Here is a 23,305-nt window from a genome sequence, read left to right as displayed (position 1 = left end):
ACAGAAAGGCCAGACCATGAACCGCATCGCCAACCGCATCGCCCGCCTCGGACTGGCCGGCAGCGTCGCGCTGCTGTCGGTCCTGCCCGCTGCCGCCAAGGCCAGCCCCGGAGGCGCGGTCGAAAGCTGGTCCGCCATGGCCGGCATTCCCGCCCCGGACCTGCTGCGTCTGATCGAGGACATGCCCTTGTCCGCCCAGACCACGCAGGACCAGCCCTATTGCGCCAGCGACGACGAGATCGCCTTTACACTGCGGCATGACTTTGCCGAAGAAGTGGTCGTCACCGCGGGCGCCGAGGGCACCGAGCTCTGGGCCTCGGACATCCTTGGCACCTGGAGTGTCGTGGCACCGCGCGGCGACGATACCAGCTGCATCATCGCCTCGGGCGTGGGCTACACAACTGATCGCGAGGCCGAGGTCTATTACAGCAGCCTCGGCTTCTGACACGGTCGCACAAGCCTTGCTGGCTCCGTCATGCCAGTCGGGCCTTCAGAGCCGCCACGTGATCGGCCGACGCCGACAAGGCCGCTGCTGCCAGATCCTGCGCGGCAGGTAGCAGCGCGTCGCCGTCATGAATGCGGTCGATCAGGCCCCATGACAGCGCCTCGTCGCTGGCAACCCGGGCACCGCCCATCAGGATCAGACGCGCCCGCGACGGGCCGATCAACGCGGCCAGCCGCTCGGGGTCGCCCTGCGGCGGCTGATAACCCAAACGCATGACCGGATAGAAGAATTGTGCTTCGGGGACGGCAAGCCTTATGTCGCAGGCTAGGCCCATTCCGAAGGAACCGCCCGCCATCGTGCCGTTCAGGGCCGCAATGGTCAGGCAAGGCATCGAAGCCACCCGCCCCGACAAGGTCGCCCACAGGTCCGACTGCGCCAGCCCGGCCCGCGCGGCATCCAGATCGGCGCCTGCGGAAAAGGTCTTGCCGGTCCCGGTCAGGATGACCGCCTTGACGCGGTCGGCCCTGGCCCGGTCAAAGGCGGCGATCAGGGCGCGCAACATTTCCTCGGTCAGGGCGTTGGCCTTGCCCGGGCGGTCAATGGTAATCAGCGCCAATTCGCCACCCGCAAGGCGCGTGCTGCCGATCATGCCCTGCCTCTTTCCCTTTGGCCCTGCCTGTGCCAGAAATCATGTTGCATTTGTCCTTGGAGAGGTATCCGCCATGTTTCGTCCCATTGCAACATCGGCGCTTGCGCTGATACTCGGATCCGGCGCGGCCCTTGCCGATCTGGCTCCGGCCGATGTCTGGGCGAATATCGAACGCAGCCTTGCGGATTCCGGCACGCTGGTCGAAATCGGCAACCGCGATGAAAGCGCCGGACGACTGGTGCTTGAGAACGTTGCCCTCAGCGCCCCGCCCGAGGCCGAGGGCAGCTTTGTCATGACGATACCGCGCATGATCTTCGAGGCCCAGACCAGCGATCAGGTCCGCTCGACCATCGAGGGCGACATGACGATGACCGGCCGCTTTACCGATCCGTCCGGCGAGGAAAGCGGCATGGATCTGGTCCTTCAGATGCCGGGCAACGAGACCCTGTCCAGCGGCAGCATCGAGGATATGCGCCATGTCATGATGGTGCCCGAACTGCGTCTGACAGGGACAACAACCGATCTGGACGGCCAGACGCCGCTGGTCCTGACCATGAACGGATTGCAGGGCAGTCAGGCAATCCGACTGCGCGAGAACGGGGGCAATGAGCAGGATTTCAGCTTCACCGCCGAAAGCACTGATTTGACCTTTGCCGCCGCTCAGCCCGAAGAGGGCGAGCTTCCGGCACAGAACGTTGAAGCCAATCTGCGGATCGAGGCGCTGGCGTTGACCGGGACCAGCGTTTCCCCTGGCGACGGCACCAGCATGGACACCGATCCTGCGGCGGCGTTGCGGGCGGGGATGATGGCGGATCTGTCCTTTACCACAGGCGCGGTCGCCGGCAGCTTCGCCAGCGACACCACCAACGACCTTGGAGAGTCCGAACAGGGCAATGGCCGCTTCACCGCAGCCAGCAGCGATTTTGCCGTGAAACTGTCCGCCGAGGGTGTGGAGATCGCCGGCACCGGCACCGGCATGTCCGTTACGACCGAAGATCCGGCCATGGGCATGACCATGTCCTACGACATCGCCGAAGCCGCCATGCGGATCGCGATGCCGCTTCTGGCCAGCGACCAGCCGCAGCCCTTCGCGCTGCGCTATGTGCTGGACCGGGTGACGCTGGACGATTCGCTGTGGTCGATGTTCGACCCCGAGGGGCAGATGCCCCGCGACCCGGCCAGCCTGAACATTGACGTGGATGGCAAGCTGATGCTGACCAGCGATCTGTTGGACGCCGATCAGCAGATGGCGCAGACGCCGCCTCTGATGCCGCTCAGCCTGAACGTGAACCGCATCGGGCTCGCCGCTGTGGGCGCCACGGCCGAGGTGACGGGCGCGCTGACCTTCGGCGATGACCCGACCGCGCCCGAGGGCCGCCTGACCGGCGATTTCACCGGCGTGAACACGTTGCTTGATACTTTGGTCGCGATGGGTGTCGTGCCGCAGGATCAGGTGATGGCCACGCGAATGATGATGGCCATGTTCGCCCGCCCGGTCGATGGCGACCAGAACCGCCTGCGCACCGAGATGGAGTTCCGGCAGGACGGCTCGATCTTCGCGAACGGCCAGCAGGTCAAGTGACCGGCATTGCCGGATAACGGACCGGCCGGGGCGACCAGTCCCGGCCTTTTTTCGTCAACGCGCCCCAGAACCGGACTCGAGCCTCGACCATGACGATCCAGACCCCCGACCGCGACCGTCTTCGCCGCCTTGCCGAGACCCTCATCGAGGCCGCACAGCGCGCTGGCGCCGATCAGGCCGACGCGCTGGCGGTGGATGGCCGTTCGGTCAGCATCGACGTGCGCGCCGGCGCGCTGGAACAGGCCGAACGCGCCGAGGGGCTGGAAATCGGCCTGCGCGTCCTGATCGGCGGGCGGCAGGCGGCGGTCTCGTCCTCGGATCACAGCACCGAGGCGATTGCCCGGATGGCCGAACGCGCCGTCGCGATGGCGCGCGAGGCGCCGGTGGACGACACGATCGGTCTGGCCGATCCTGACCAGCTATCCCCTCGCCGCAATGCCGAAGGGCTGGAATTGGCCGAAAACGCGCCCGAACCCGAACCGGCCAGGTTGCAGCAGATGGCCCTGCGCGCCGAGGCCGCCGCCCTGGCGGTCAGGGGCATCAGCCAGGTCGAAAGCGCCAATGCCAGCTACAGCCACAGGCGGATGTGGCTGGCGGCCTCGAACGGTTTTTCAGGCGGCTATGCGCGCACCGGCCATGCGCTGTCGGTCGTGGCCATCACCGGCGACGGGCTGCAGATGGAACGCGACTATGCCGGCGAGTCCCGCACCTTTGCCGCCGATCTGCCGCAGCCCGAAGAGATCGGCCTTCTGGCCGCCGAACGCACGCTGGCGCGGGCGGGCGCCAGGAAGCCGCCCACGGGCGCCTTTCCGATCCTGTATGATGTGCGGGTCGCCGGGTCGCTGATCGGGCATCTGTTATCGGCGGTGAATGGCAGCGCCATCGCGCGGGGCGCAAGCTGGCTGCGCCGCGATCTGGGCGAGGCGATCCTGCCCGAGGGCATGGACCTGATCGAGGATCCGCTGCGCCCGCGCTATGCATCCTCGCGGCCATTCGACGCCGAAGGGCTGCCGACCCAGCGCCGCGCCATCGTGGAAAAGGGTGTGCTGAAGGGCTGGACGCTGGATCTGGCCTCGGCGCGCAAGCTGGGCATGGCCAGCACCGGATCGGCGGCGCGCGGCCTGGCTTCGGCCCCCGCGCCCAGCCATTCCAACGTGATCCTGACACCCGGACAGGGCGACCAGCAGGGGCTGATTGCGCAGATGGGGCGCGGGCTGGTCGTGACTTCGATGCTGGGTGCCTCGATCAATCCGACGACCGGCGATTACTCGCGCGGGGCGGCCGGTTTCTGGGTCGAGAACGGAGAGATCGCCTATCCGGTCAACGAATGCACCATTGCGGGCAATCTGCGCGACATGCTGCGGACCATGATCGCCGCCGATGACGCATTGCCCTGGCGCGGAATCGAGGTTCCCAGCCTGCTGGTCGAGGGCATGACGCTTGCCGGCGCCTGAGGCCGATCTGGCGCTGTTATCCGAGGCCGCCGAACAGGCAGGCCGGATCGCGCTTGACTATTGGCGGCGTGATCCCAGAGCCTGGGACAAGGGCGAGGGCGCAGGCCCCGTGACCGAGGCCGATCTGGCCGTGAACGACGCGCTTGCCGCGCGGCTGATGGGCGCGCGCCCCGGCTATGGCTGGCTCTCCGAGGAATCCGAATCCGATCCGGCGCGGCTGGACGCCGAATATTGCTTTATCATCGACCCGATCGACGGCACCCGCGCCTTCATCGACGGGCAGGACGGCTTCGCCCATTCGCTGGCCGTAGCGCGCGGCGAAAGGATCGTCGCGGCGGTGGTCCATCTGCCCGCGCAGGGCCTGACCTATGCCGCCCATGCGGACGGTCCGGCGCTGCTGAACGGCCAGCCGATCCGACCATCCGATGCCGGAATCGAGGGCGCTCGCGTCCTGACCTATCGCGCCGTGACTGAGGCCGCAAACTGGCGCGGCGGCATCATGCCGCCCTTTCGCCGCGAATTCCGGTCGTCGCTGGCATGGCGGCTGTGCCTTGCGGCCGAGGGGCGCTTCGACGCGGCCCTGTCGCTGCGCGCGGCCTGGGAATGGGACATCGCAGCAGGTGCGCTGATCGCAGAACGCGCAGGCGCGCGCGTGACCGATCGGCGCGGCGGGTTGATGCGCTTCAACAGCCCGCGCGCGATGGTGGACGGGCTGATCGTCGCAGGCCACCGCCTGCATGGCGCCTTGCTTGAGGCGCTGGCCTAGAACAGCGGCGGCAGGGCGAAGGGGTCGCTGGCCGAAGGCGCGCTGGTCGCGATGATGCTTCCCGGCCCGGACAGCGTGGCGATCTGCTGAGCAAGGATCGCGATGGCCTGGCTTTGCGCGGCCGCCGTCGCGGCAGGCGACTGCGCCGCCATCGGCACGCTGATGTTGAAGCTGCGCGCATGGTTCGCGCCTCCGCCCGCCCCATCGGCCACGAAATAGCGACCGCTGAGCCGATAGATGCCATTGGCCTGCGCCAGGGCCCGTTCGACTCTCACCTCGATCTCGCGTCGCGGGGGCTGGGCCAGCGGCCAAGGCTCGCCGATCACGGTCGCACCGGAAACCTCGGTGATCGCGCGGGCCAGCGTGGTCGTGAAAGCCCGACCGGGATTGTCGGCCCACAGATTGTCCGGGTTCGACCGCACCGCGCCATCGGCAGTCTGGAACGCGACTTCCTGGTCGGACGCGTATTGCGGCAGCACCACATCCTTCAGCACCGCCGAACCCAGCCGGTCGGGCACCTGAATTCCGGCCGTAGGCGGGTCGATCAGATGGCGCGCGGTCTTTTCCGGGTTGGAACAGGCACCAATCGCCAGCAGCGCGGCAGGAAACAGGGCAATGGTCTTGGTCATGTCAGCGTCCCAGAATGAAGGCGCGGGGGTTACGTTCGATCATGCGCGCCAGAGAGCCGAAAGCCTCGGTCGCGCGGCGCAATTCGCGCAGGGTGCCGATAACCTCGTTGTTGAAGGCCGACCGGTCGCCATAGCTGGACAGCACCCCGTCGGCGCGCGCGGCGGCAAGCTGAAGGCGCTGGATCAGTTGCGGAAGTTGCTGGACCGAGGCGGCGATTTCGTCCGCCGCATTGCTGGCCGATTGCAGCGCGTTGTTCAGGTTGCCCGCCGCATTGCCGTCGCGCAGGTCGTTCAGAAGGCCGGTCGCGGCTTCCAGCGTGTTCGACAGGTTGCGCGGAAGCTGTTCGGCATCCTCGCTACCCAGCATGGCACGCAGATCGGCCAGGATACCCTCGACCTGGGCGCTGACCTCGGCAAAGCCGAACTCCTCGACCGCAGCGGCGGCGGCGTCGATCCGCCCGACCATCTCGGGGACATCGGCGGCGGCTTCGGACACCGCCTGGAATGCGGCCGAGGCATCCTCGAGCGCTTGGGCCAGCGTTTCGCCGCTGTTGTTCTCGCGCAGTTGTGTGGTGATCGCGGACAGGTCCGACAGGGCCAGGTGGCCATCCTCGATCGCCTCGCGCAGGGCGGTGGGGATGGCGCGGGTGTCCTGATCGCTGGCGATCGCGGTGATGCTGTCCAGCATGTCGCGGGCCGAGTTCATCAATTCCTCGATCGGCAGGCGGCCGATGCGTTCGATGAAGCCCTGCGCGCTGGCCGAGAAATCCTCGATATCGCCCTCGACCGAGGGGATCAGCGGGTTGGGCTGGGCAGCAAGATCCATGGTCGCAGGGGGCGCATCGGAGATCTCGACCAGTTCCACGATCAGCGAAGTGCCAAGGAAACCGGCGCTGGCAACGCGGGCGCGCAGACCGTCCTCGACCGCTGCGGTCAGAAAGGCCAGCGCCTCGGCCGGGTCGGCATCATCGGCCAGTCCCAGACGGCCGGGCCGGATCGCCAGCGTCACAAGCTGGCGCAGTTCCGGGCGCCCGCCCGGCCCTTCGGTGGTGATGACGGCCAGATTGTTCACCTGCCCCACGCGCAGGCCCTGAAACTGGACATCGGCGCCGCGGGTCAGGCCGCGCAGGGAATCGTCGATGATCATGCCCAGCATCAGGGGCTGGCTGTCATCCTCGGCGCTGAACAGCAGGTTGCGGGCCGTGCTTTCATCGGGCTGCACGGTAAAGACCTGCTGCGGCTCGACCGGGCGGCCGCCGCTGGCCAGCGTGTCGAAAGCTACGCCACCCTGGAGGATCGAGGCCAGAGAATTCACGTTGAAGGACAGACCTTGTGCGCCAAGCGATAGCGAAAAGCCCGACGTGTCCCAGAACACCGTGGCGCTGGTCAGGCGGCCATCATGGGGTGCCTGGACGAAGGCATCGGCCAACACGCGGTCCGAGCCGGGATCCAGGCGGATATTCTCGATCCGACCCACCGCGACGCCGCGGAACAGGACCGGCGCGCCCTCGTTCAACCCGTCGGCCTGGTCCATGGCCAGCGTGACCCAGGTGCCGGGCTGGTCGTTGCGGATCAGGGGCGGACGGTCCAGCCCGACGAAGCGGGTCGCGGGCTCGCTGACATCGGCGTCCCAATACCCTTCGATAAAGGCGCCGGTCAGCACCGTGTCCAGCCTCGTCACCCCCTGCGCGGTGACCTGCGGGCGCACGATCCAGAAGCTGGCTTCGTCGTCGATATATTGCGCGATGTCGCGGTTGACACGGACATCGACGACCACCCGCCCCAGATCGGGGGTGAATTGCACGGCTTCGACCCGGCCCACGATGATCTCGCGGAAGCGTAGTGTCGTCTCGCCGGCGGTGATGCCCGTGGCGTCTGCAAATTCGATCTGGATCAGGATGCCCCGGTCGCGAAAGGCGTTCCAGGCGATGCCCAGCGTGACGACCAGTGCGATGATGGGCACCAGCCAGATGACATTGACCCCGGCCTGTGCCGCGCGGACGGCGGTCTTGCGGACCGGGCTGGCCGGTTTCAGAGGCGGAGGGGTATCGCTCATCATTCAGTCCTGTGGGTCGCGGCTCGACTGCGCAGCGGCAGGCCGCGCCAGATCAGCCGCGCGTCAAAGCTTTGCGCGGAAAGCATCGTGAAAGCAACCGACAGCGCGAAGGACACCGCCGCCGGGCCGGGCTTGATCGAGGCCACGAAGCCCAGTTGCACCAGCGCCGACAGGATCGCCACCACGAAAACGTCGATCATCGACCAGCGACCGATGAACTCGACCACCTCATAGACCTTCAGCCGCGTATGCGCCTGCTCCACATTCGCGGGACGCCCGGCAACCATCGCCAGCCAGCCTATGGCGATGAACTTGCCGACCGGCACCACGATCGAGGCGACAAAGACGATGATCGCGATGTCCCAGCTGCCGTAATGGATCAGCTCGATCACCCCACCCAGGATCGTCGCTTCGGAATTGCCCGCCAGCCCGGCAAAGGTCTGGGTGCTCATCATCGGAAAGACGTTGGCGGGGATATAGGCGATCAGCCCCGCGATCAGCCAGGCCCAAACCGCTTGCAGCCCGCGCCGGTCGGGCGGCACCAGTTCGGCTCCGCAGCGGTGGCAATGGGTTTCCTGCTGCGGCCAGACGCGCCCGCAGGACCGGCAGCCGATCAGGCCCGCGCGATGAGCGGTCAGGACCGGCGATTGCGGCTCGGTCGGCGCGCTCATGCACCGGCCTGCGGATCGGCCAGGCTGGCCGGGCGGTGCTGCACCTCGGACGAGGTGCCGGAAGGATCGCGGTCATCGACGGCCTGGCCCGATTGCTCAAGCGCGTCCCAGATCGACGTGCGGCACATGAAGGACCGGCTGGCCAGATTGACGAAGATCAGCGCGCAGAAGGCCCAGAACGCTGGGCCCAGATGCACCGAGGCCAGACCCGCGACCTTGACCAGCGCGACGGCGGTGCCGATCACGAAGATCTCGGCCATGGACCAGGGGCGCAGCGCTTCCGACCAGCGGAACGCGGTGGCCGCGTGGCGGTAGGGCGGGCGGCCCTGCGCCAGCGGGGCCAGCGTATAGACGAGCAGAAAGGCCCGCGCGATGGGCAGGCCGATGATCATCGCCAGAACCGCGATGACCAGCGGCAGCAGCACCCCGTCAGCGAAGGCCAGCGCCACGTCGAAAAGCGAACTGGCATTGCCGAAGCCGAATGTCGAAACCTCGAGGAAGGGGAAGAAAACCGCCCCGATCAACAGCACCATCGACGTGAAGGCCAGCGCAATCAGCTGGACGAACGCACCTTCGCGCGGCTTGGCCAGGACATGGCCACAGCGGATGCAGCGCGCGGTCTCGCCCGGGGCCATGTCCTCGCGCAAGTGCAGGGCATCGCAGCTGGGACAGGCGATCAGGCCGCGGCCGGTCGCAAGATCATACGAGGGTTCGGTGCTCATTGCGGAATGATAGGCCCGTTCCTCGTGGACGCAAGCGGCTAGTGACGCGACCCCGCCCGCGCAGCCGATGTCAGCACCACCTTGCGCGGATCCTGACCGGTCGGCTGGCTGACGCGCGCCAGATCGAAGCTGACCGCGATGCGGTGCATCCCTTCTGTTGCATCATGTTCGACCTGCGCTTCAAGCTGCATGGCGAAAGCCTCGATCAACTGCGTCCCCAGACCGGTTCCGACCCTGGCCTTCGACTGTTCGCTGACCGAGTTCGTCACTTCCAGATGTCCGATGCCCGGCCTGGGCTCGCTTAGAGTGACGGTAACGACAGCACGATCCTCGCCGGGGCGGGGGCGGGCATATTTCAGCGCGTTGGTGAAGGCCTCGGTCGCCAGCAATGTCAGGGGAACGGCCTGGTCGGGCACCATGCGAAGCGGATCGATCCGGGTGCGGATGTCCAGATCACGCCCGCTTGCGGCGGCACTGGTGCCCATCTGCCCGATGATATCGCCCAGAAGCGTGTCGGCCTGCACCGCGTCCAGTTGTTCGGCCTGATAAAGATTGCGATAGATCGTCGCCAGCGCCGCGACCCGGTCCTGGACCGACCGCAGCACGCGCTTGGCATCCTGGTCATCGATCAGGCGGCCCTGCATGTTGATGATCGAGGCGATCAGCTGCAGATTGTTCTTGACCCGGTGATGGACTTCCTTCAACAGGACGGTCTTTTCGGCGACGGCACGCTCCATCGCCTCTTCGTCGCGGATCAGGATGCGGGCCATGTTGTGAAAGGTCTGACTGACATCCGCGATTTCGGTCGGAGCATTCTCCAGCACCGGGGGCGCGGTGTCGCGGGCGCCGATGGCGAAACGGCGCATCTGGCCGCGCAACACGCTGATATGGCGCAGAACCAGGCGGAACACCGCCAGGTAGGCAACCGCCAGGGAAACAGCCCAAAGCGCGACGGGCAGGACGATGGCACCCACGCGCGATAGCTGGAACACACCGAATCCCGCCATGCGCGGGGTCCATGATCCCAAAGCATAAACCTGATCCGGAACGACTGGAACGACGGTAAAGACGCGCCGTTCGCCCCCTTCGGACAAAGCGCGGAACGAGGTCTCGGCCTGTCGTGCCAAGGCCGCCAGATCCAGCCCGCGCGGCAGGATCGAGGCCGCTGTCGTGCCCAGCACGCTGTCCGAGGTGAGCAATTCGCCCTGGATGTTGAAGCTGACGACATGCGCCCCTTCGGTGAGGCCATCCGAGAGATGGGTCGAGCGCAGCAGATCCTGGCTGATCGAGAGCGCGGTATAACCCAGGAATCGCGAGCCATCGAACAGGGGTTGAAACACGCCCACCGCGGGTTGGCCGCTGATCGGACCTTCGCGAAGCGAAATGACATGCGTCATCGGCCGCTCAACCATGCCTGAAATCAGCGCGCCCAGATCCATCGGCGGGACATGGTCGGCGTCAGACATGCAACGCGCCATGCCATCGGCGGGAATGAAGGCCGCAGCCACATAGATGGCGCTTCGCTGTACGAAATTGCCCATCAGCTCGGAACATCGCCGCGGCTGGTCCAGCGTATCCAGCACAGCCGGGCCAAGCGCCTCGGCTGACCGCATGGCGCTTTGCAGCAAGACGCGTTCGCCCGCGGCTGCCGACGCGGTGCGGCTCAGCAGGGCAAGTTCGGCGTTGCGTTCGGCTTCGCGCGACAGGTGCAGGTTCTGGAGCAACGAGATCAGACCGATCGGCAGGATGGCGATGGACAAGAGAGCGCCCAGGCGAAAGCCCAGGCGACGCGTGAAGTCCAGCCGTTCGGTAATCCTTCGCATATGCGCCCCGTTCAGCGGGACGCAGCGTGGTTCTGCGCCATGACGGCAAGCGTGGCCTGGTCTGTCATCTGCATTTCCTCTCCATCCGCGAGGTGCAGCAGTTCTGCCAGCTTGCGGCGCCCGCGATTGGCGCGCGACTTGACCGTGCCGACGGCGACGCCGGTCATGCTGGCCGCTTCCTCGTATGAGAAGCCGGAAGCCCCGACAAGGATCAGCGCCTCGCGCTGTTCGTCCGGCAGAAGCGCAAAGGCCGCGCGGAAATCGTTCATGGCCAGGCGACCGTCGTGATCGGGCTTGGTCGCCTGCCGCGCGGCGTGCAACCCGTCGGTGTCGCTGACCTCGCGCCGGGTCTTGCGGCGCGACGAATAGAAGGTATTGCGCAGGATCGTGAACAGCCATGCACGCAGGTTCGTGCCCGTCTGGAACTTGTCCATGTTGGTCCAGGCCTTGACGATGGTATCCTGCACCAGATCGTCGGCCGCCGCGCCCTCTCGCGTCAGCGACAGGGCAAAGGCCCGCAACGCCGGCAGATGAGAAACCAGCTGATCCCGCGGATCGTCCTGAAGGGGGTTATTCATCGGATGGCCTTGTGCCGAAACGCTGTCGCGCCGGAGCTCATTTCTGCTCTTTCAGCTTCTGAAGCAGTTCCAGAAAGCGGTCGGGGATCTCGTCAGTTACGTCCTGTTCGTAAACCCGCTTCAGGTTTTCGTCTATCTGCTTCTCCACCGCTGCTCTCCGACGGTCGTCGCGTTTGCCTGGCATCGTGTTGCTGATCCTGAAACTCTTGTGCGCACGTGATGCAACCGATAGGTCGTCAGGTTAGTTCCTTGCAAGTTGCGAAATATGAGGACCGTTCCATGACTGCTGCCGATCTGGCCCAATCCATCGGGCGCGAGCTGCCCTTTCTGCGCCGTTACGCGCGTGCGCTGACCGGCAGTCAAACCGCTGGCGACAACTACGCCGCCGCCACGCTGGAGGCCATCCTGACCGACCGTTCGGTTCTGGAGAACGAAGATGACATCCGAATCGGCCTGTTCCGCGCCTTTCATGTCATCTGGCAAAGCTCGGGCCAGCCGGTCGAGGATCACGACCTGTCCTCGCGCGAACGGCGCGCCCAGGATCACCTGCGCAACCTGACGCCCAATTCCCGCGAGGCGCTGCTGCTGCGCACCATCGAGGAATTGCGCCCCGATCAGATTGCCCGCGTGATGCAGGTCGAGCCGTCCGAGGCCGAGGAACTGGTGCAGATCGCGCTGAACGAAATGGGCAACGCGATCCGCGGCAAGGTCATGGTGATCGAGGATGAGATGATCATCGCGATGGACCTGAAAGGCATCGTCCAGGCGATGGGTCACGAGGTCACGGGCGTCGCGCGCACACATGCCGCAGCCATCGAGCTTGCCGGCAAACATCGCCCCGACCTCATCTTGGCCGACATCCAGCTGGCCGACGGCTCGTCCGGTCTGGAAGCGGTCAACGAGTTGCTGCGCAACATGGGCGACATTCCGGTCATCTTCATCACCGCTTTCCCCGAGCGTCTGCTGACCGGAGAGCGGCCCGAGCCGGCTTTCCTGATCTCGAAACCCTACAGCGAGGAGCAGGTGCGTTCCGCCGTCAGTCAGGCGATGTTCTTCGCCTCGACCGAAGGGCTGGAAGCCTGATTACTGTCTGACACCGTTCTGTGCGGCCTGATCGGCCTGCCGACGCAGGGCACGGACCTCGTTTATCCGGCGTCGGCGGGCGCGTTCGACATTGATGAGCGCGCCCAGCAGGACCGAGAAACCCGCCAGATAGAACCACATGAGCAGCGCCACAACGGTTCCGATCGAACCGTAGATGCGGTTGTAGCTGTTGAAGCTGGACAGATAGGCCGAAAAGGCGATCGAGCCTGCCGACCAGAGCAGCGCGGCAAAGAACGCACCTACGGTAAAGATCGGCGTGCGCGGCGTCTTCACGTTCGGCCCATAGCGGTAAAGGATGCCGATGGTCACGATGACCAGCGCGAACATGCCGGCCCAAGGCAAGGCAGTGACCAGTAATCCGCGCACCGGCGCAAAGACGAAGAAGTTCAAAAGGATGGGCACGATCACGATGGTGGCCAGACCCGCCAGGGAAATGCCGACGATTACCAGCGTCAGCAGATAGGCCAGCATGAAGCCGAAGATCGTGGGATGCGCACGCACACCGTAAGCTGCGTTCAATCCCCGGATCAGCGCATCCACCCCTGCCCGCGCCGCGATGGTCGCAATCAGGAAGGACAGGAAAGAGGTCCAGCCTATGGCGGTCTGCCCGCCCTGGGTCAGGGAAAGAACCTGGTCGTCCACGATCTCGGCGGCACCGTCGGGTATGAATTCATGCGCGACATCCAGATAGGTCAACACGACCGCCGGATCGAACCAGAGGCTCCACAAGGCGATGATGGCGCCAAGTCCGGGAAAGACGGCGAACATGGCGTAGAAGGCCACGCCCGCCGCAATCAGCGTCATGTGGGTCTTGTCCATCCGTTCAAGGATCGCGGCCCAGAAGGACCAGAACTCGCGCAGCATCGTCAATATCGGCCTCTGCTCTGTTTTTCTGACCATGCCGGAGGATAGGGCCGGGCCGCAATGGTGGCGTGGCGTGCCGGGATCACGCGTCGCCGAAACGCCGCCAGACCGCGCCGTCGCCCAGTTTCTCGACAAAGGCGGCGTGGGCTTCCGCTTCGGCCTGGGTCAGGCGGGAGGGCAGGGGGCGAGTCCTTGGACCTCGGCTCTGCATCCGCAGGCCAGGCGCGTCGGATGGCCCGCCCGCCGGCCCGACCAGAACCAGATCGGGCTGTCGTCCGCCGACCAGTTCCAGATAGACCTCGGCCAGCAATTGGGAATCCAGCAGGGCACCGTGCAGCTCTCGGCCGGAATTATCCACACCGAAGCGTCGGCACAGGGCGTCGAGCGTGGCCGGCGCACCGGGAAAGCGCCGTCGGGCGATTTCAAGAGTGTCCACCGCGCGCGCCATGGGCAGGGCGGGATGGCCCGCGCGGGTCAGTTCCGCGTTCAGGAAGCGCATGTCGAAGGTAGCGTTATGGATCACCAGCCGCGAATCCGGGCCGATGAAGTCCAGGAAATCCCGTGCCACCTGCGCGAATGTCGGCTTGTCGCGCAGGAAGTCATCGCCAAGGCCGTGAACCTCGAACGCTTCTTTGGGCATGGCGCGTTCGGGATTGATATAGACATGAAAGCTGCGGCCAGTCGGCAGGTGATTGACCAGTTCCAGCGCGCCGATCTCGACAATGCGATCGGCGCCTTCGGCGTCGAAACCTGTGGTCTCGGTGTCCAGGACGATCTCACGCATGGGAACGGATATCCTCGATCAGGGACAGGACCGCCTGTCGGGTGGTGGCGAGGTCATCGGTTGGAATGACCCAATCGGCGCGGGCGCGTTTTTCGGCATCTGGCATCTGGCGCGACAGGATCATGTCCAGCATCTGCGGCGTCATGCCGGGCCGCGCCAGAACACGGGCACGCTGCGTTTCGGCATCGGTCGAGACCACGGCGATGCCGTCAAGCGAGAGGTCGCGACCCGTCTCGAACAGCAGGGGGATGTCCAGGACGATCAATGGGGCGTCGCGGTGGTCAGCGATGAAGGTTTCCCGGTCTGCGGCGACCAGCGGATGAACGATTCCCTCAAGCCGCGGCAAGGCGCCCGGATCGGCAATCAGAGCCTGTTTCAGAAGACCACGGTCCACGGCTTCGCCGGTGATGCAGCCAGGAAAGGCTTCCCGCAGGGGCTGAACGGCCGCACCTCCCCGACCGTAGAGCCGATGGACCGCCTGATCGGCATCCCAGACCGGATAACCCAGATCACGGAATATCGCGGCTGTGGTGGATTTGCCCATGCCGATGCTGCCGGTCAAGCCCAGACGGAAGCTCATTCCAGAACGACCTGGCGGGTTTCGTCATCGACCTCGGGTCGGTGGCCGAACCATCGTTCAAAACCGGGCGCGGCCTGATGCAGCAGCATTCCAAGCCCGTCCACGATGCGGCAACCACGTTGCTGCGCTTCGGTCAGAAGGGGGGTCATCAGCGGCGTATAGACCAGATCAGTGACCAAGGCATCAGGCGACAATGCGTCCAGCGGCACACGAAGCGGCTGTTTGCCCTCCATCCCCAGAGAGGTCGCGTTCACCACGGTCGCCGCCCCGTCCAGCATGTTGCCCAGCTGCGCCCATTCATAGACGACAAGGCGCGCACCGAATTCGGCCTTGATCTGTTCGGCCCGCAGCCGGGTGCGGTTGGCGATCCGAAGTTCGGGGACACCGGAATCGAGAAGCGAGGCAACGACCGCGCGCGCAGCACCGCCCGCGCCGATGATGGCAGCGGGGCCGGCTTCGGGCTGCCAGTCGGGGGCGTTCTGACGGAGATTGGCGATAAAGCCGTAGCCATCGGTGTTATCGGCGTGAACCTTGCCGTCAGGGCGGAAGATCAGCGTGTTGGCCGCCCCGATCAGGGCCGCGCGATCGGTCACGGTGTCGGCCAGGGTCAGAACGGCCTCCTTGTGCGGAATCGTGACGTTCAGCCCAACGAAACCCGCCTGTGGCAGGACGCGAAGCACCTCGGCCAGATGTTCGGGCAGGACAGGGATCGGAACATAGTGCCCCGGCAAACCGTATCGGCGCAACCAATGCCCATGCAGTCGGGGCGAGCGGGAATGTGCAATCGGCATTCCTATCACCCCGGCCAGGGGTGCGTGTCGGATAGGGACCGCTGCTGACATCGTGTTCTCTGAACGTGCTGACATGACGGCAGGTTAAGCGGCTTCGGCATGGGAAAAAAGCCTGCCGAGCGCGCAGAGTGATCGCCCTGTGGCAAGGACGGCGCAGCCTGTGGACGAATCTGCGCAGGAATCGGGTCGAATCATGGGCAGGAATCGGCTTCGGCACGAAGAAGCGCCGAGATCGCGACAGACAAAGCAGGAACACCACAAGGCGATCCACATGTGGAAGAAGCATCGCCCTAATCCAAAGGATATGTGGACAAATCAGGCCGCCGCGTTTCGTCCACGAACTTATCCACAGTATTGGATATTGAATCCAAAAGATTTTTTTTCTCTGTTGCAGGGATTTCCGAAATATGTCCACATCGGCCAGATCTGGGGATGCCTGCCGGTCTTGTGCCGCAATCCCGCTGTGCACAGAGCCTACATCTACAACATTCTTTTCTTTCCTTCTTATATTTGAATGAAAACGAAAGAGGTTCTGATGATGGACTTGCTTGTGCTGGCCTATCCCTATGTGAAGGCATTTCACGTGATGGCCGTGATCGCCTGGATGGCAGCGCTGTTCTATCTGCCGCGTCTGTTCGTTTATCATTCGGAACGAAACGCCGGTCAGACCGAGCCTGTGGCGAGCTTCGTCATCATGGAAGACAAGCTGATGCGTCTGATCATGCGTCCCGCAATGATCGCCACGTGGCTGAGCGGGCTGACGCTGGTCGCGGTTCCCGGTATCGTTGGCTGGGATTTCGCCTGGCCCTGGGTCAAGGCGGCTGGTGTTCTCGGGATGACGACATTTCATGTCTGGTGCGTGCGCGAAACGCGCCGGCTGACAACGGGCGAGCCAAGAAAGGGACGCCATTACCGGATCATGAACGAGGTGCCGACGCTGCTGATGGTGGCAATTGTCAGTGCGGTGATCATCAAGTTCTGATGCCCAAGATTGACTCGGAGCCGGTTCGCGCGTATGTGCGCCGTCAAACCTGACCGTCCGGTGCGGGACTCTCCGACGATCATCCTCCTTGCGCAGCTTCGGCCAGCGCCAGTGAAAGATTGCAGACGCATGACCGAAGAACGCCTTAACCTGTCCGATCTCAAGGCCAAGAGCCCCGCCGATCTGCTGTCGATGGCAGAGGAATGGGAAATCGAAAACGCCTCGACGATGCGCAAGGGCGAGATGATGTTCTCGATCCTCAAGGAACATGCCGAGGAAGGCTGGGAAATCGGAGGCGAAGGCGTGCTGGAGGTTGTTCAGGACGGTTTCGGCTTTCTGCGTTCGACCGAAGCGAATTATCTGCCGGGTCCAGACGACATCTATGTCAGCCCGGATATGATCCGGCAGCACTCGCTGCGCACCGGCGACACGGTCGAAGGCGTGATCCGGGCACCCGGCGAGAATGAGCGCTATTTTGCGCTGACGAAGGTCGAGCGGATCAATTTCGAGAATCCCGAAAAGGCGCGCCACAAGGTGGCCTTTGACAACCTGACACCGCTTTATCCTGACGAGCGGTTGAAGATGGAGATCGAGGATCCGACCATCAAGGATCGCAGCGCACGGATCATCGACCTGGTCGCTCCGATCGGAAAAGGGCAGCGTTCGCTGATTGTCGCGCCTCCGCGCACGGGCAAGACCGTGCTGTTGCAGAACATCGCACATTCGATCGAGCGCAATCACCCGGAATGTTATCTGATCGTGCTGCTGATTGATGAACGTCCTGAAGAGGTCACCGACATGCAGCGTTCGGTGAAGGGCGAAGTCATATCCTCGACCTTCGACGAGCCGGCCAGCCGCCATGTTGCGGTATCGGAAATGGTGATCGAAAAGGCCAAGCGTTTGGTCGAGCACAAACGAGATGTTGTTATCTTGCTTGATTCGATCACCAGACTTGGTCGGGCGTTCAATACGGTCGTGCCAAGCTCGGGGAAGGTTCTGACCGGCGGTGTTGACGCGAATGCGCTGCAACGGCCCAAGCGATTCTTTGGCGCCGCGCGGAATATCGAGGAGGGTGGAAGCCTGACCATCATTGCGACAGCGCTGATCGATACCGGTTCGCGCATGGATGAGGTCATCTTCGAGGAATTCAAGGGCACGGGGAACAGCGAGATCGTCCTGGACCGTAAGGTTGCAGACAAGCGCGTTTTCCCGGCGATGGATATTCTCAAATCCGGGACGCGGAAGGAAGAGCTGCTGGTTGATGCGAAAGATCTGCAGAAAACTTATCTGTTGCGGCGTATCCTCAACCCGATGGGCACCACGGATGCTATCGAGTTCCTGATCTCGAAGCTGAAGCAGACAAAGAGCAACGCGGAATTCTTCGATTCTATGAACGCCTGACGAGGCTTAAATGGACCTGATTTATGCTGAAGCCACTCCGCCCGGGCGGGGTGGCATTTCCATTATAAGGCTAAGCGGCGATGGCGCGCGGCGACTGGCAGAGCGTCTTGGCGGGGCGTTACCCGAGGCGCGGCGCATGTATCTGCGGACTTTGGCGGAAGAGGGCGAGGCGCTTGACCAAGCGGTTCTTGTTCGCTTTGACCCGGGTGCCAGTTTTACGGGTGAGGAATCTGTCGAATTGCATCTTCACGGCGCACCTGTGGTCGTGCGTCGCGTCGCGCGCGCCCTCGAACGAGGTGGTGCGCGATTGGCCGATGCGGGTGAATTCAGCCGGCGTGCCTTGCTGAATGGACGTTTGGATCTGGTGGAGGTCGAGGGACTTGGCGATCTGTTGGCTGCCGAGACCGATTCGCAGAGGCAGCTTGCGATGCGAACTGCCAGTGGCGAATTTGCAAGGCGGGCTGCTGGCTGGCGCGAAAAGTTGGTCAGGGCGGGTGCCTTGATCGAGGCGAGCATTGATTTTGCCGATGAGGATGTGCCCGACGAGATCCCGACCGAGGTTTTTGCGCTTACCGATCAGCTGGTCGCCGAGTTCCAGCGTGAATTGTCAGGCTTTGTCGCTGCAGAACGCGTGAGAATGGGTTTTGAGGTCGCGATCATCGGGCCACCCAACGCCGGAAAATCCACATTGATGAACCGGTTGGCTGACCGGACAGTGGCGATTGTGTCAGAGGTTGCCGGGACGACCCGCGATGTGATCGAGTTGCGCTATGACTTGAACGGCTTGGCTGTGACATTTTTGGATACAGCAGGCATCCGTGACGCTGCGGATAGGGTCGAGGAAATCGGAATAGCCTTGGCCAAGGAGCGCGCGCAGCTTGCGGATTTGCGAATTCATCTCTCGCCGGACGGGCGTCGCGTTGCTGATTTGTGGCAGACCGGGGATCTTGTGGTGCGAAGTAAAGCCGACATTGGCGGGCAAGGCGGTATCTCGGCGGTAACGGGAGAGGGCCTTGATGCGCTGCTTCACGAACTCTCTGAGCTATTGAAACAGCGCGTCAGTCAGGCAGGCGTAATAAGCCATGAGCGACAACGGGGAGAGATCGAGGCGGCTGCTCTCGCCCTTTCGAATCTGGCTTCTCTTCCAGCGGAGTTGGCCGCTGAACAGATCAGGTCTGCGGCGACATCACTTGACCGTTTGCTTGGCCGAATCAGTTCGGAAGATTATCTGGACGTGATATTCAAACAATTTTGCATCGGGAAGTAGGAGTGTTCCACGTGAAACACTATGATGTCATTGTTGTCGGGGCCGGTCATGCGGGGGTTGAGGCGGCGGCGGCGGCTGCCCGCATGGGGGCGCGGGTTGCTCTGGTGACGATGCGTGCAGAAGATGTTGGAACGCTGTCGTGCAATCCGGCCATAGGCGGACTCGGAAAAGGGCATTTGGTGCGGGAAGTGGATGCACTCGATGGTGTCATGGGCAAAATCGCTGACCAGGCAGGGATTCAGTTCAGATTGCTCAATCGAAGCAAGGGGCCCGCAGTTCAGGGGCCTCGCGCCCAGATGGACCGGGCTCTCTACAAGAGACATGCGATCAGTCTGCTTGCCGAATACGACAATGTAAAGTTGATTGTTGATGAGGTCATCTCGTTGATAATCGACGGTAAACGAGTCGCAGGGGTCGAACTTGAGCAACACGGGCAGTTCGAATCTGGCGCAGTCATCCTGACGACTGGCACATTCCTTGACGGCCGCATCCATATCGGCGATCGAAGCAGTGCTGCCGGCCGTTTGGGTGGCGCGTCTTCAAATCGACTGGCCGAATCTCTGCGGCGATTCGATCTCCCACTTGGTCGGCTTAAAACAGGAACCCCTCCTAGACTGCTCCGAAATAGTATTGATTGGGACGAACTGGAGCAACAACCTGGTGACGATGAACCTACGCTGTTTTCGTATCTCAGCACGCGCGTAGAGGCACCACAGGTGTCCTGCGCCATAACGCATACGAATCCGGAGACACATCGTATCATCTCGGAAAATATCCAACACTCGGCGATGTACGGCGGACATATTTCCGGTCGTGGGCCCCGCTATTGCCCATCCATCGAAGACAAGGTTACGCGGTTTGCAGGCAAGACGTCGCACCAGGTCTTTCTGGAGCCTGAGGGAATCGCATCTGAATTGGTCTATCCTAATGGTATTTCGACATCTCTGCCCGAGGATGTGCAACTGGCCTACGTCCGTTCGATTCGCGGACTGGAGCAAGCTGAGATTGTTCAGCCTGGATATGCCGTCGAATATAGTTATGTCGATCCTCGGGCCTTGGACCACAGACTGGCAGTCAAGGCAGCGGCTGGACTTTTTCTGGCAGGGCAGATCAACGGCACCACGGGCTATGAAGAGGCTGCCGCACAGGGTGTGGTCGCAGGCCTCAATGCGGCCCTATATGCATTTGGTGAATCGCAGGGAATCATATTCAGCCGCTCCGACAGTTATATCGGGGTCATGGTGGACGACCTTGTGACCAAAGGCGTTACCGAGCCGTATCGCATGTTCACCTCTCGCGCAGAATTCAGGTTATCGCTTCGCGCGGATAATGCTGATCAACGCCTTACACCCATCGGGATCCGCATTGGCTGCGTATCGGACGAGCGACGGAGCGCTTTCGTTGATCGACAATCTCGTTATACCAATGCTCGAAGGGCCTTGGAGGCCGCGTTTTTCAGCCCGAGCGACTTGGCCAAGGCAGGTATTGAGAAACGGCAAGATGGGCAAAAGCGATCACTCTTTACTCTCATCGGATCGGGCGATCTATCGCAAGCCATCGTCACCAAGTTGTGCCCGTCTCTGCCGGCTATATCTGCCGAAACCTGGAAACAGATCCGCAATGACGCGATTTACGCCCAGTATACGGATCGGCAGCAGCGGGACATCGAGGCATTGAGGCAGAATGAGCGAATTGCTTTGCCGGCCTGCCTTGATTACGCCTCGATCGGCGGCCTATCCGCAGAACTGGCGCGCAAGCTTGCCGAGTATCGGCCCGCTACTCTTGCGCAGGCCGCCGCAATCGAGGGCATGACCCCTGCGGCACTTTCTGTTATTCTCCTTGCCGCCAAACGCAGCGCCAAGGCACATTCCGCATGATTGTTTCACGTGAAACCGAACAGCGGCTCAAGTTGTACGGAGACCTTCTGCGCAAGTGGAATCAAGCGATCAACCTTGTCGCATCTTCTACCCTGGCCGAACTCGAAAACCGCCATATCAAGGATTGCCTCCAGCTCGTTGATCACGTGAAAAACCCACACGGAACCTGGCTCGATATCGGTTCCGGTGGCGGTCTGCCGGGTCTTGTCCTTGCGATTGTATGGGCCGAAAACGACCTCCATATCTCGTTGGTGGAAAGCGACTTGAGAAAATGCGCTTTTCTTCGCTCGGCTATTCGCGAGCTGTCGCTGACGAAGGTTGGGGTCCGCGGATGCCGGATCGAGCAGCTTCAACCTCAGAATGCGGATTATCTTTCCGCCCGCGCGCTTGCACCTGTCGACAAGCTTTTGCCTTATGTGCAGAGGCATCTTGCCCCGCAAGGGCAGGCGTGGTTGTTCAAGGGACGAAAATGGCAAGAAGAGGTCGATGAAGCTGCGAAACACTGGCGTTTCAGTTGCCAAGCGTTTACCAGTAGAACAGACCCCGAGGCCGCAATTCTCAACCTGAGGGACATCAACGATGCCTGATGCTCACATTCTGGCCATTGCCAACCAGAAGGGCGGGGTAGGGAAGACTACCACAGCAATCAACCTTGGTGCAGCCCTCTCGGAAATGGGGCATGAGGTCATTCTGATCGACCTCGATCCACAGGGGAATGCATCGACTGGTCTTGGAATTGATCCCAAAAAGCGCTCCCTGTCCTCATTTGACCTGCTTACGGGGGATGTCACTCTGCAGGCAGGACGCTGTCCGACTGCTTTTCCCCGCCTCTCTATCGTTCCGGCAACGTCTGATCTGTCATCCGCGGATGCTCAACTTTCACAGCGAAGTGATCGGTTGCGATTGCTGTCTCAGGCTCTGCGATCCGCACCCGCTGAAACCATTATCCTGATTGACTGTCCTCCTGCGCTTGGCCTTCTGACAGTGAATGCCATGGTCGCTGCTGACGCGGTGCTCGTCCCGCTTCAGGCCGAGTTCTACGCCCTCGAGGGGCTGTCCCAGTTGTTGACCACGGTGCGCGAGGTTCGCTCCAGCGCAAATCCGACGCTTCGGATCAATGGTGTCGTGCTGACCATGTCCGACAACCGCAACAACCTGTCCCAGCAGGTCGAAGCGGATGCCAGGGCGACCCTCGGCGATCTTGTCTATGCGACCGTCATTCCCCGCAACGTTCGTGTCTCGGAATCGCCCTCTCACGCCATGCCGGTGCTGAACTATGATCCGCAATCCAAGGGAAGTCTGGCCTATCGCCAACTTGCGGCCGAGTTTGCGGCACGACTGAAATTGCCAGAGGTTGTTTCATGACTGATCCCAAATCCATCAAGCGCGGGCTCGGGCGCGGCCTCTCGGCGCTCATGGCTGACATAGCAGTGGTTGACGATCCTGCAACAAACCGACCAGAGCGTGAGCGTGTGACGCTACCGATCGAGCAGATTACAGCCAACCCAAACCAGCCGCGCCGTAATTTTGACCCAGAGGCGTTGAACGAGCTCGCCGCATCGCTGCGGAGCAGAGGTGTCCTTCAGCCACTGATCGTCCGGCCCCATCCGCGCGACAAGGATCTTTACGAGATCGTTGCGGGTGAACGCCGCTGGCGTGCAGCACAGATGGCGCAATTGCACGAATTGCCGGTGATCATCCGCGAATTCTCGGACACCGAGATGCTCGAGGTTGCGATCATCGAGAACATCCAACGCGCCGATCTCAATGCGATCGAGGAAGCTGCATCATTCAAGCAATTGATGGAGCGGTTCGGCCACACACAGGAACGTCTGGCCGAGGCCTTGAACAAAAGCCGCAGCCATATCGCCAATCTTCTGCGCCTTTTGAACCTTCCCCAGCCCGTTCAGGAACTTGTCAAGGAAGGTCGGCTGACAGCCGGTCATGCCCGGGCGCTGGTCACGGCACCGAACCCGGAACACCTGGCGCGCAAGGTCATTGAAAAGGGCCTCTCCGTGCGCGAGACCGAGGATATGGTCCGCAAGCTCGCCCAAGGCGAAGCCTCGGAGGCTCCGCGCCCACGCAAGCCAAAAGCGGAAGCCGGCGATAGCGACACCCGTGCGCTGGAAGACGATCTGTCTGCCAATCTTCGGATGCGCGTCCAGATCCGCCATGCGGGCATGGATGGCGGCCAGGTCATCATCACCTATAAGGATCTCGACCAGCTCGATAAATTATGTCAGCTATTGGGAGGCCACTGACACAGCATTATGTCGTGGT

At 62.9% G+C, this 23,305-nt stretch carries 25 protein-coding genes; 13 read left to right on the top strand and 12 right to left on the bottom strand.

Features of this window, described 5'->3' with window-relative positions; all coding sequences use genetic code 11:
• Positions 1–16: 16 nt before the first annotated feature.
• On the top strand, positions 17–445 hold the full coding sequence (locus KY389_RS01385) for a hypothetical protein (RefSeq protein ID WP_219828932.1): 429 nt from the start codon (positions 17–19) through the stop codon (positions 443–445).
• A 28-nt stretch (positions 446–473) separates the two neighbouring features.
• On the opposite strand, the gene KY389_RS01380 is transcribed toward KY389_RS01385, so the two are convergent.
• Positions 474–1,094 (bottom strand): enoyl-CoA hydratase/isomerase family protein, encoded by a 621-nt coding sequence (locus tag KY389_RS01380; protein WP_219828931.1) that lies wholly within the window; start codon positions 1,092–1,094, stop codon positions 474–476.
• Between the two features lie 73 nt (positions 1,095–1,167).
• Here KY389_RS01380 and KY389_RS01375 point away from each other — a divergent pair, with 73 nt between their 5' ends.
• From KY389_RS01375 to KY389_RS01365, 3 genes are all read left to right on the top strand, one after another.
• Positions 1,168–2,676, top strand: coding sequence for a DUF2125 domain-containing protein (locus KY389_RS01375; RefSeq protein WP_219828930.1), 1,509 nt, complete (start codon positions 1,168–1,170; stop codon positions 2,674–2,676).
• An 89-nt stretch (positions 2,677–2,765) separates the two neighbouring features.
• Positions 2,766–4,130 carry a TldD/PmbA family protein gene (locus tag KY389_RS01370; protein WP_219828929.1) on the top strand — a complete coding sequence of 455 codons (1,365 nt, stop codon included), beginning with the start codon at positions 2,766–2,768 and terminating at the stop codon, positions 4,128–4,130.
• On the top strand, positions 4,117–4,896 hold the full coding sequence (locus tag KY389_RS01365; RefSeq protein WP_219828928.1) for an inositol monophosphatase family protein: 780 nt from the start codon (positions 4,117–4,119) through the stop codon (positions 4,894–4,896). The genes KY389_RS01370 and KY389_RS01365 overlap by 14 nt, the downstream gene beginning before the upstream one ends.
• Here the strand turns inward: KY389_RS01365 and KY389_RS01360 are convergent.
• The 7 genes from KY389_RS01360 to KY389_RS15235 are packed head-to-tail and all read right to left on the bottom strand — an operon-like array spanning position 4,893 to position 11,523.
• Complete coding sequence (locus KY389_RS01360) at positions 4,893–5,525, bottom strand: PqiC family protein (protein WP_219828927.1); 633 nt, start codon at positions 5,523–5,525, stop codon at positions 4,893–4,895. The genes KY389_RS01365 and KY389_RS01360 overlap by 4 nt on opposite strands.
• A 1-nt stretch (position 5,526) precedes the next feature.
• Positions 5,527–7,581 carry a PqiB family protein gene (locus KY389_RS01355; protein WP_219828926.1) on the bottom strand — a complete coding sequence of 685 codons (2,055 nt, stop codon included), beginning with the start codon at positions 7,579–7,581 and terminating at the stop codon, positions 5,527–5,529.
• Positions 7,581–8,252, bottom strand: coding sequence for a paraquat-inducible protein A (locus KY389_RS01350; protein ID WP_219828925.1), 672 nt, complete (start codon positions 8,250–8,252; stop codon positions 7,581–7,583). The genes KY389_RS01355 and KY389_RS01350 overlap by 1 nt, the downstream gene beginning before the upstream one ends.
• A complete protein-coding gene (locus tag KY389_RS01345; RefSeq protein WP_219828924.1) occupies positions 8,249–8,974 on the bottom strand; it encodes a paraquat-inducible protein A in 726 nt (241 codons plus the stop codon). Before KY389_RS01345 ends, KY389_RS01350 begins: the two co-directional genes overlap by 4 nt.
• Before the next feature lie 38 nt (positions 8,975–9,012).
• Positions 9,013–10,797, bottom strand: coding sequence for a sensor histidine kinase (locus KY389_RS01340; RefSeq protein ID WP_219828923.1), 1,785 nt, complete (start codon positions 10,795–10,797; stop codon positions 9,013–9,015).
• Positions 10,798–10,808: 11 nt separating this feature from the next.
• A complete protein-coding gene (locus KY389_RS01335; RefSeq protein WP_219828922.1) occupies positions 10,809–11,375 on the bottom strand; it encodes an RNA polymerase sigma factor in 567 nt (188 codons plus the stop codon).
• A gap of 37 nt (positions 11,376–11,412) precedes the next feature.
• Positions 11,413–11,523: a NepR family anti-sigma factor gene (locus KY389_RS15235; protein WP_343222881.1), complete on the bottom strand. Its 111-nt coding sequence runs from the start codon at positions 11,521–11,523 to the stop codon at positions 11,413–11,415.
• 131 nt (positions 11,524–11,654) lie between these two features.
• Between KY389_RS15235 and KY389_RS01325 the strand changes: the two genes are divergently transcribed.
• On the top strand, positions 11,655–12,458 hold the full coding sequence (locus KY389_RS01325) for a response regulator (RefSeq protein ID WP_219828920.1): 804 nt from the start codon (positions 11,655–11,657) through the stop codon (positions 12,456–12,458).
• Here the strand turns inward: KY389_RS01325 and KY389_RS01320 are convergent, their stop codons facing one another.
• The 4 genes from KY389_RS01320 to KY389_RS01305 all read right to left on the bottom strand — a co-directional run bounded on the left by KY389_RS01320 (position 12,459) and on the right by KY389_RS01305 (position 15,549).
• Entirely contained in the window at positions 12,459–13,343 is an 885-nt protein-coding gene (locus tag KY389_RS01320; RefSeq protein ID WP_219829020.1) for a YihY/virulence factor BrkB family protein, read from the bottom strand.
• A gap of 82 nt (positions 13,344–13,425) precedes the next feature.
• Positions 13,426–14,127 carry a DNA polymerase III subunit epsilon gene (gene dnaQ, locus KY389_RS01315; protein ID WP_219828919.1) on the bottom strand — a complete coding sequence of 234 codons (702 nt, stop codon included), beginning with the start codon at positions 14,125–14,127 and terminating at the stop codon, positions 13,426–13,428.
• A complete protein-coding gene (gene coaE, locus KY389_RS01310; protein WP_219828918.1) occupies positions 14,120–14,707 on the bottom strand; it encodes a dephospho-CoA kinase in 588 nt (195 codons plus the stop codon). Before coaE ends, dnaQ begins: the two co-directional genes overlap by 8 nt.
• Positions 14,704–15,549, bottom strand: a complete 846-nt coding sequence (locus KY389_RS01305; protein ID WP_219828917.1) for a shikimate dehydrogenase — start codon at positions 15,547–15,549, stop codon at positions 14,704–14,706. The genes coaE and KY389_RS01305 overlap by 4 nt, the downstream gene beginning before the upstream one ends.
• Positions 15,550–15,769: 220 nt before the next feature.
• On the opposite strand from KY389_RS01305, the gene KY389_RS01300 reads away from it, so the two are divergent.
• From KY389_RS01300 to KY389_RS01265, 8 genes are all read left to right on the top strand, one after another.
• On the top strand, positions 15,770–16,012 hold the full coding sequence (locus KY389_RS01300) for a hypothetical protein (RefSeq protein WP_219828916.1): 243 nt from the start codon (positions 15,770–15,772) through the stop codon (positions 16,010–16,012).
• A 21-nt stretch (positions 16,013–16,033) separates the two neighbouring features.
• Positions 16,034–16,480 (top strand): CopD family protein, encoded by a 447-nt coding sequence (locus KY389_RS01295; protein WP_219829019.1) that lies wholly within the window; start codon positions 16,034–16,036, stop codon positions 16,478–16,480.
• Between the two features lie 129 nt (positions 16,481–16,609).
• Positions 16,610–17,881 carry a transcription termination factor Rho gene (gene rho, locus KY389_RS01290; RefSeq protein ID WP_219828915.1) on the top strand — a complete coding sequence of 424 codons (1,272 nt, stop codon included), beginning with the start codon at positions 16,610–16,612 and terminating at the stop codon, positions 17,879–17,881.
• Positions 17,882–17,891: 10 nt separating this feature from the next.
• A complete protein-coding gene (mnmE, locus tag KY389_RS01285; protein ID WP_219828914.1) occupies positions 17,892–19,148 on the top strand; it encodes a tRNA uridine-5-carboxymethylaminomethyl(34) synthesis GTPase MnmE in 1,257 nt (418 codons plus the stop codon).
• Positions 19,149–19,159: 11 nt separating this feature from the next.
• Positions 19,160–21,025 (top strand): tRNA uridine-5-carboxymethylaminomethyl(34) synthesis enzyme MnmG, encoded by a 1,866-nt coding sequence (mnmG, locus tag KY389_RS01280; protein ID WP_219828913.1) that lies wholly within the window; start codon positions 19,160–19,162, stop codon positions 21,023–21,025.
• The gene (rsmG, locus tag KY389_RS01275) at positions 21,022–21,612 is read left to right on the top strand and encodes a 16S rRNA (guanine(527)-N(7))-methyltransferase RsmG (protein ID WP_219828912.1); all 591 of its coding nucleotides are present in this window, start codon (positions 21,022–21,024) and stop codon (positions 21,610–21,612) included. Before mnmG ends, rsmG begins: the two co-directional genes overlap by 4 nt.
• Positions 21,605–22,390, top strand: coding sequence for a ParA family protein (locus tag KY389_RS01270; RefSeq protein ID WP_219828911.1), 786 nt, complete (start codon positions 21,605–21,607; stop codon positions 22,388–22,390). The genes rsmG and KY389_RS01270 overlap by 8 nt, the downstream gene beginning before the upstream one ends.
• Positions 22,387–23,286 (top strand): ParB/RepB/Spo0J family partition protein, encoded by a 900-nt coding sequence (locus KY389_RS01265; RefSeq protein WP_219828910.1) that lies wholly within the window; start codon positions 22,387–22,389, stop codon positions 23,284–23,286. Before KY389_RS01270 ends, KY389_RS01265 begins: the two co-directional genes overlap by 4 nt.
• Positions 23,287–23,305: the final 19 nt, after the last annotated feature.

Origin of the sequence: Paracoccus bogoriensis, from assembly GCF_019431455.1 — a bacterium.
Taxonomy (GTDB): Bacteria; Pseudomonadota; Alphaproteobacteria; order Rhodobacterales; family Rhodobacteraceae; genus Paracoccus; species Paracoccus bogoriensis.
Note: the sequence above shows the minus strand (reverse complement) of the source record. Positions and strands in the feature narration are given on the sequence as shown.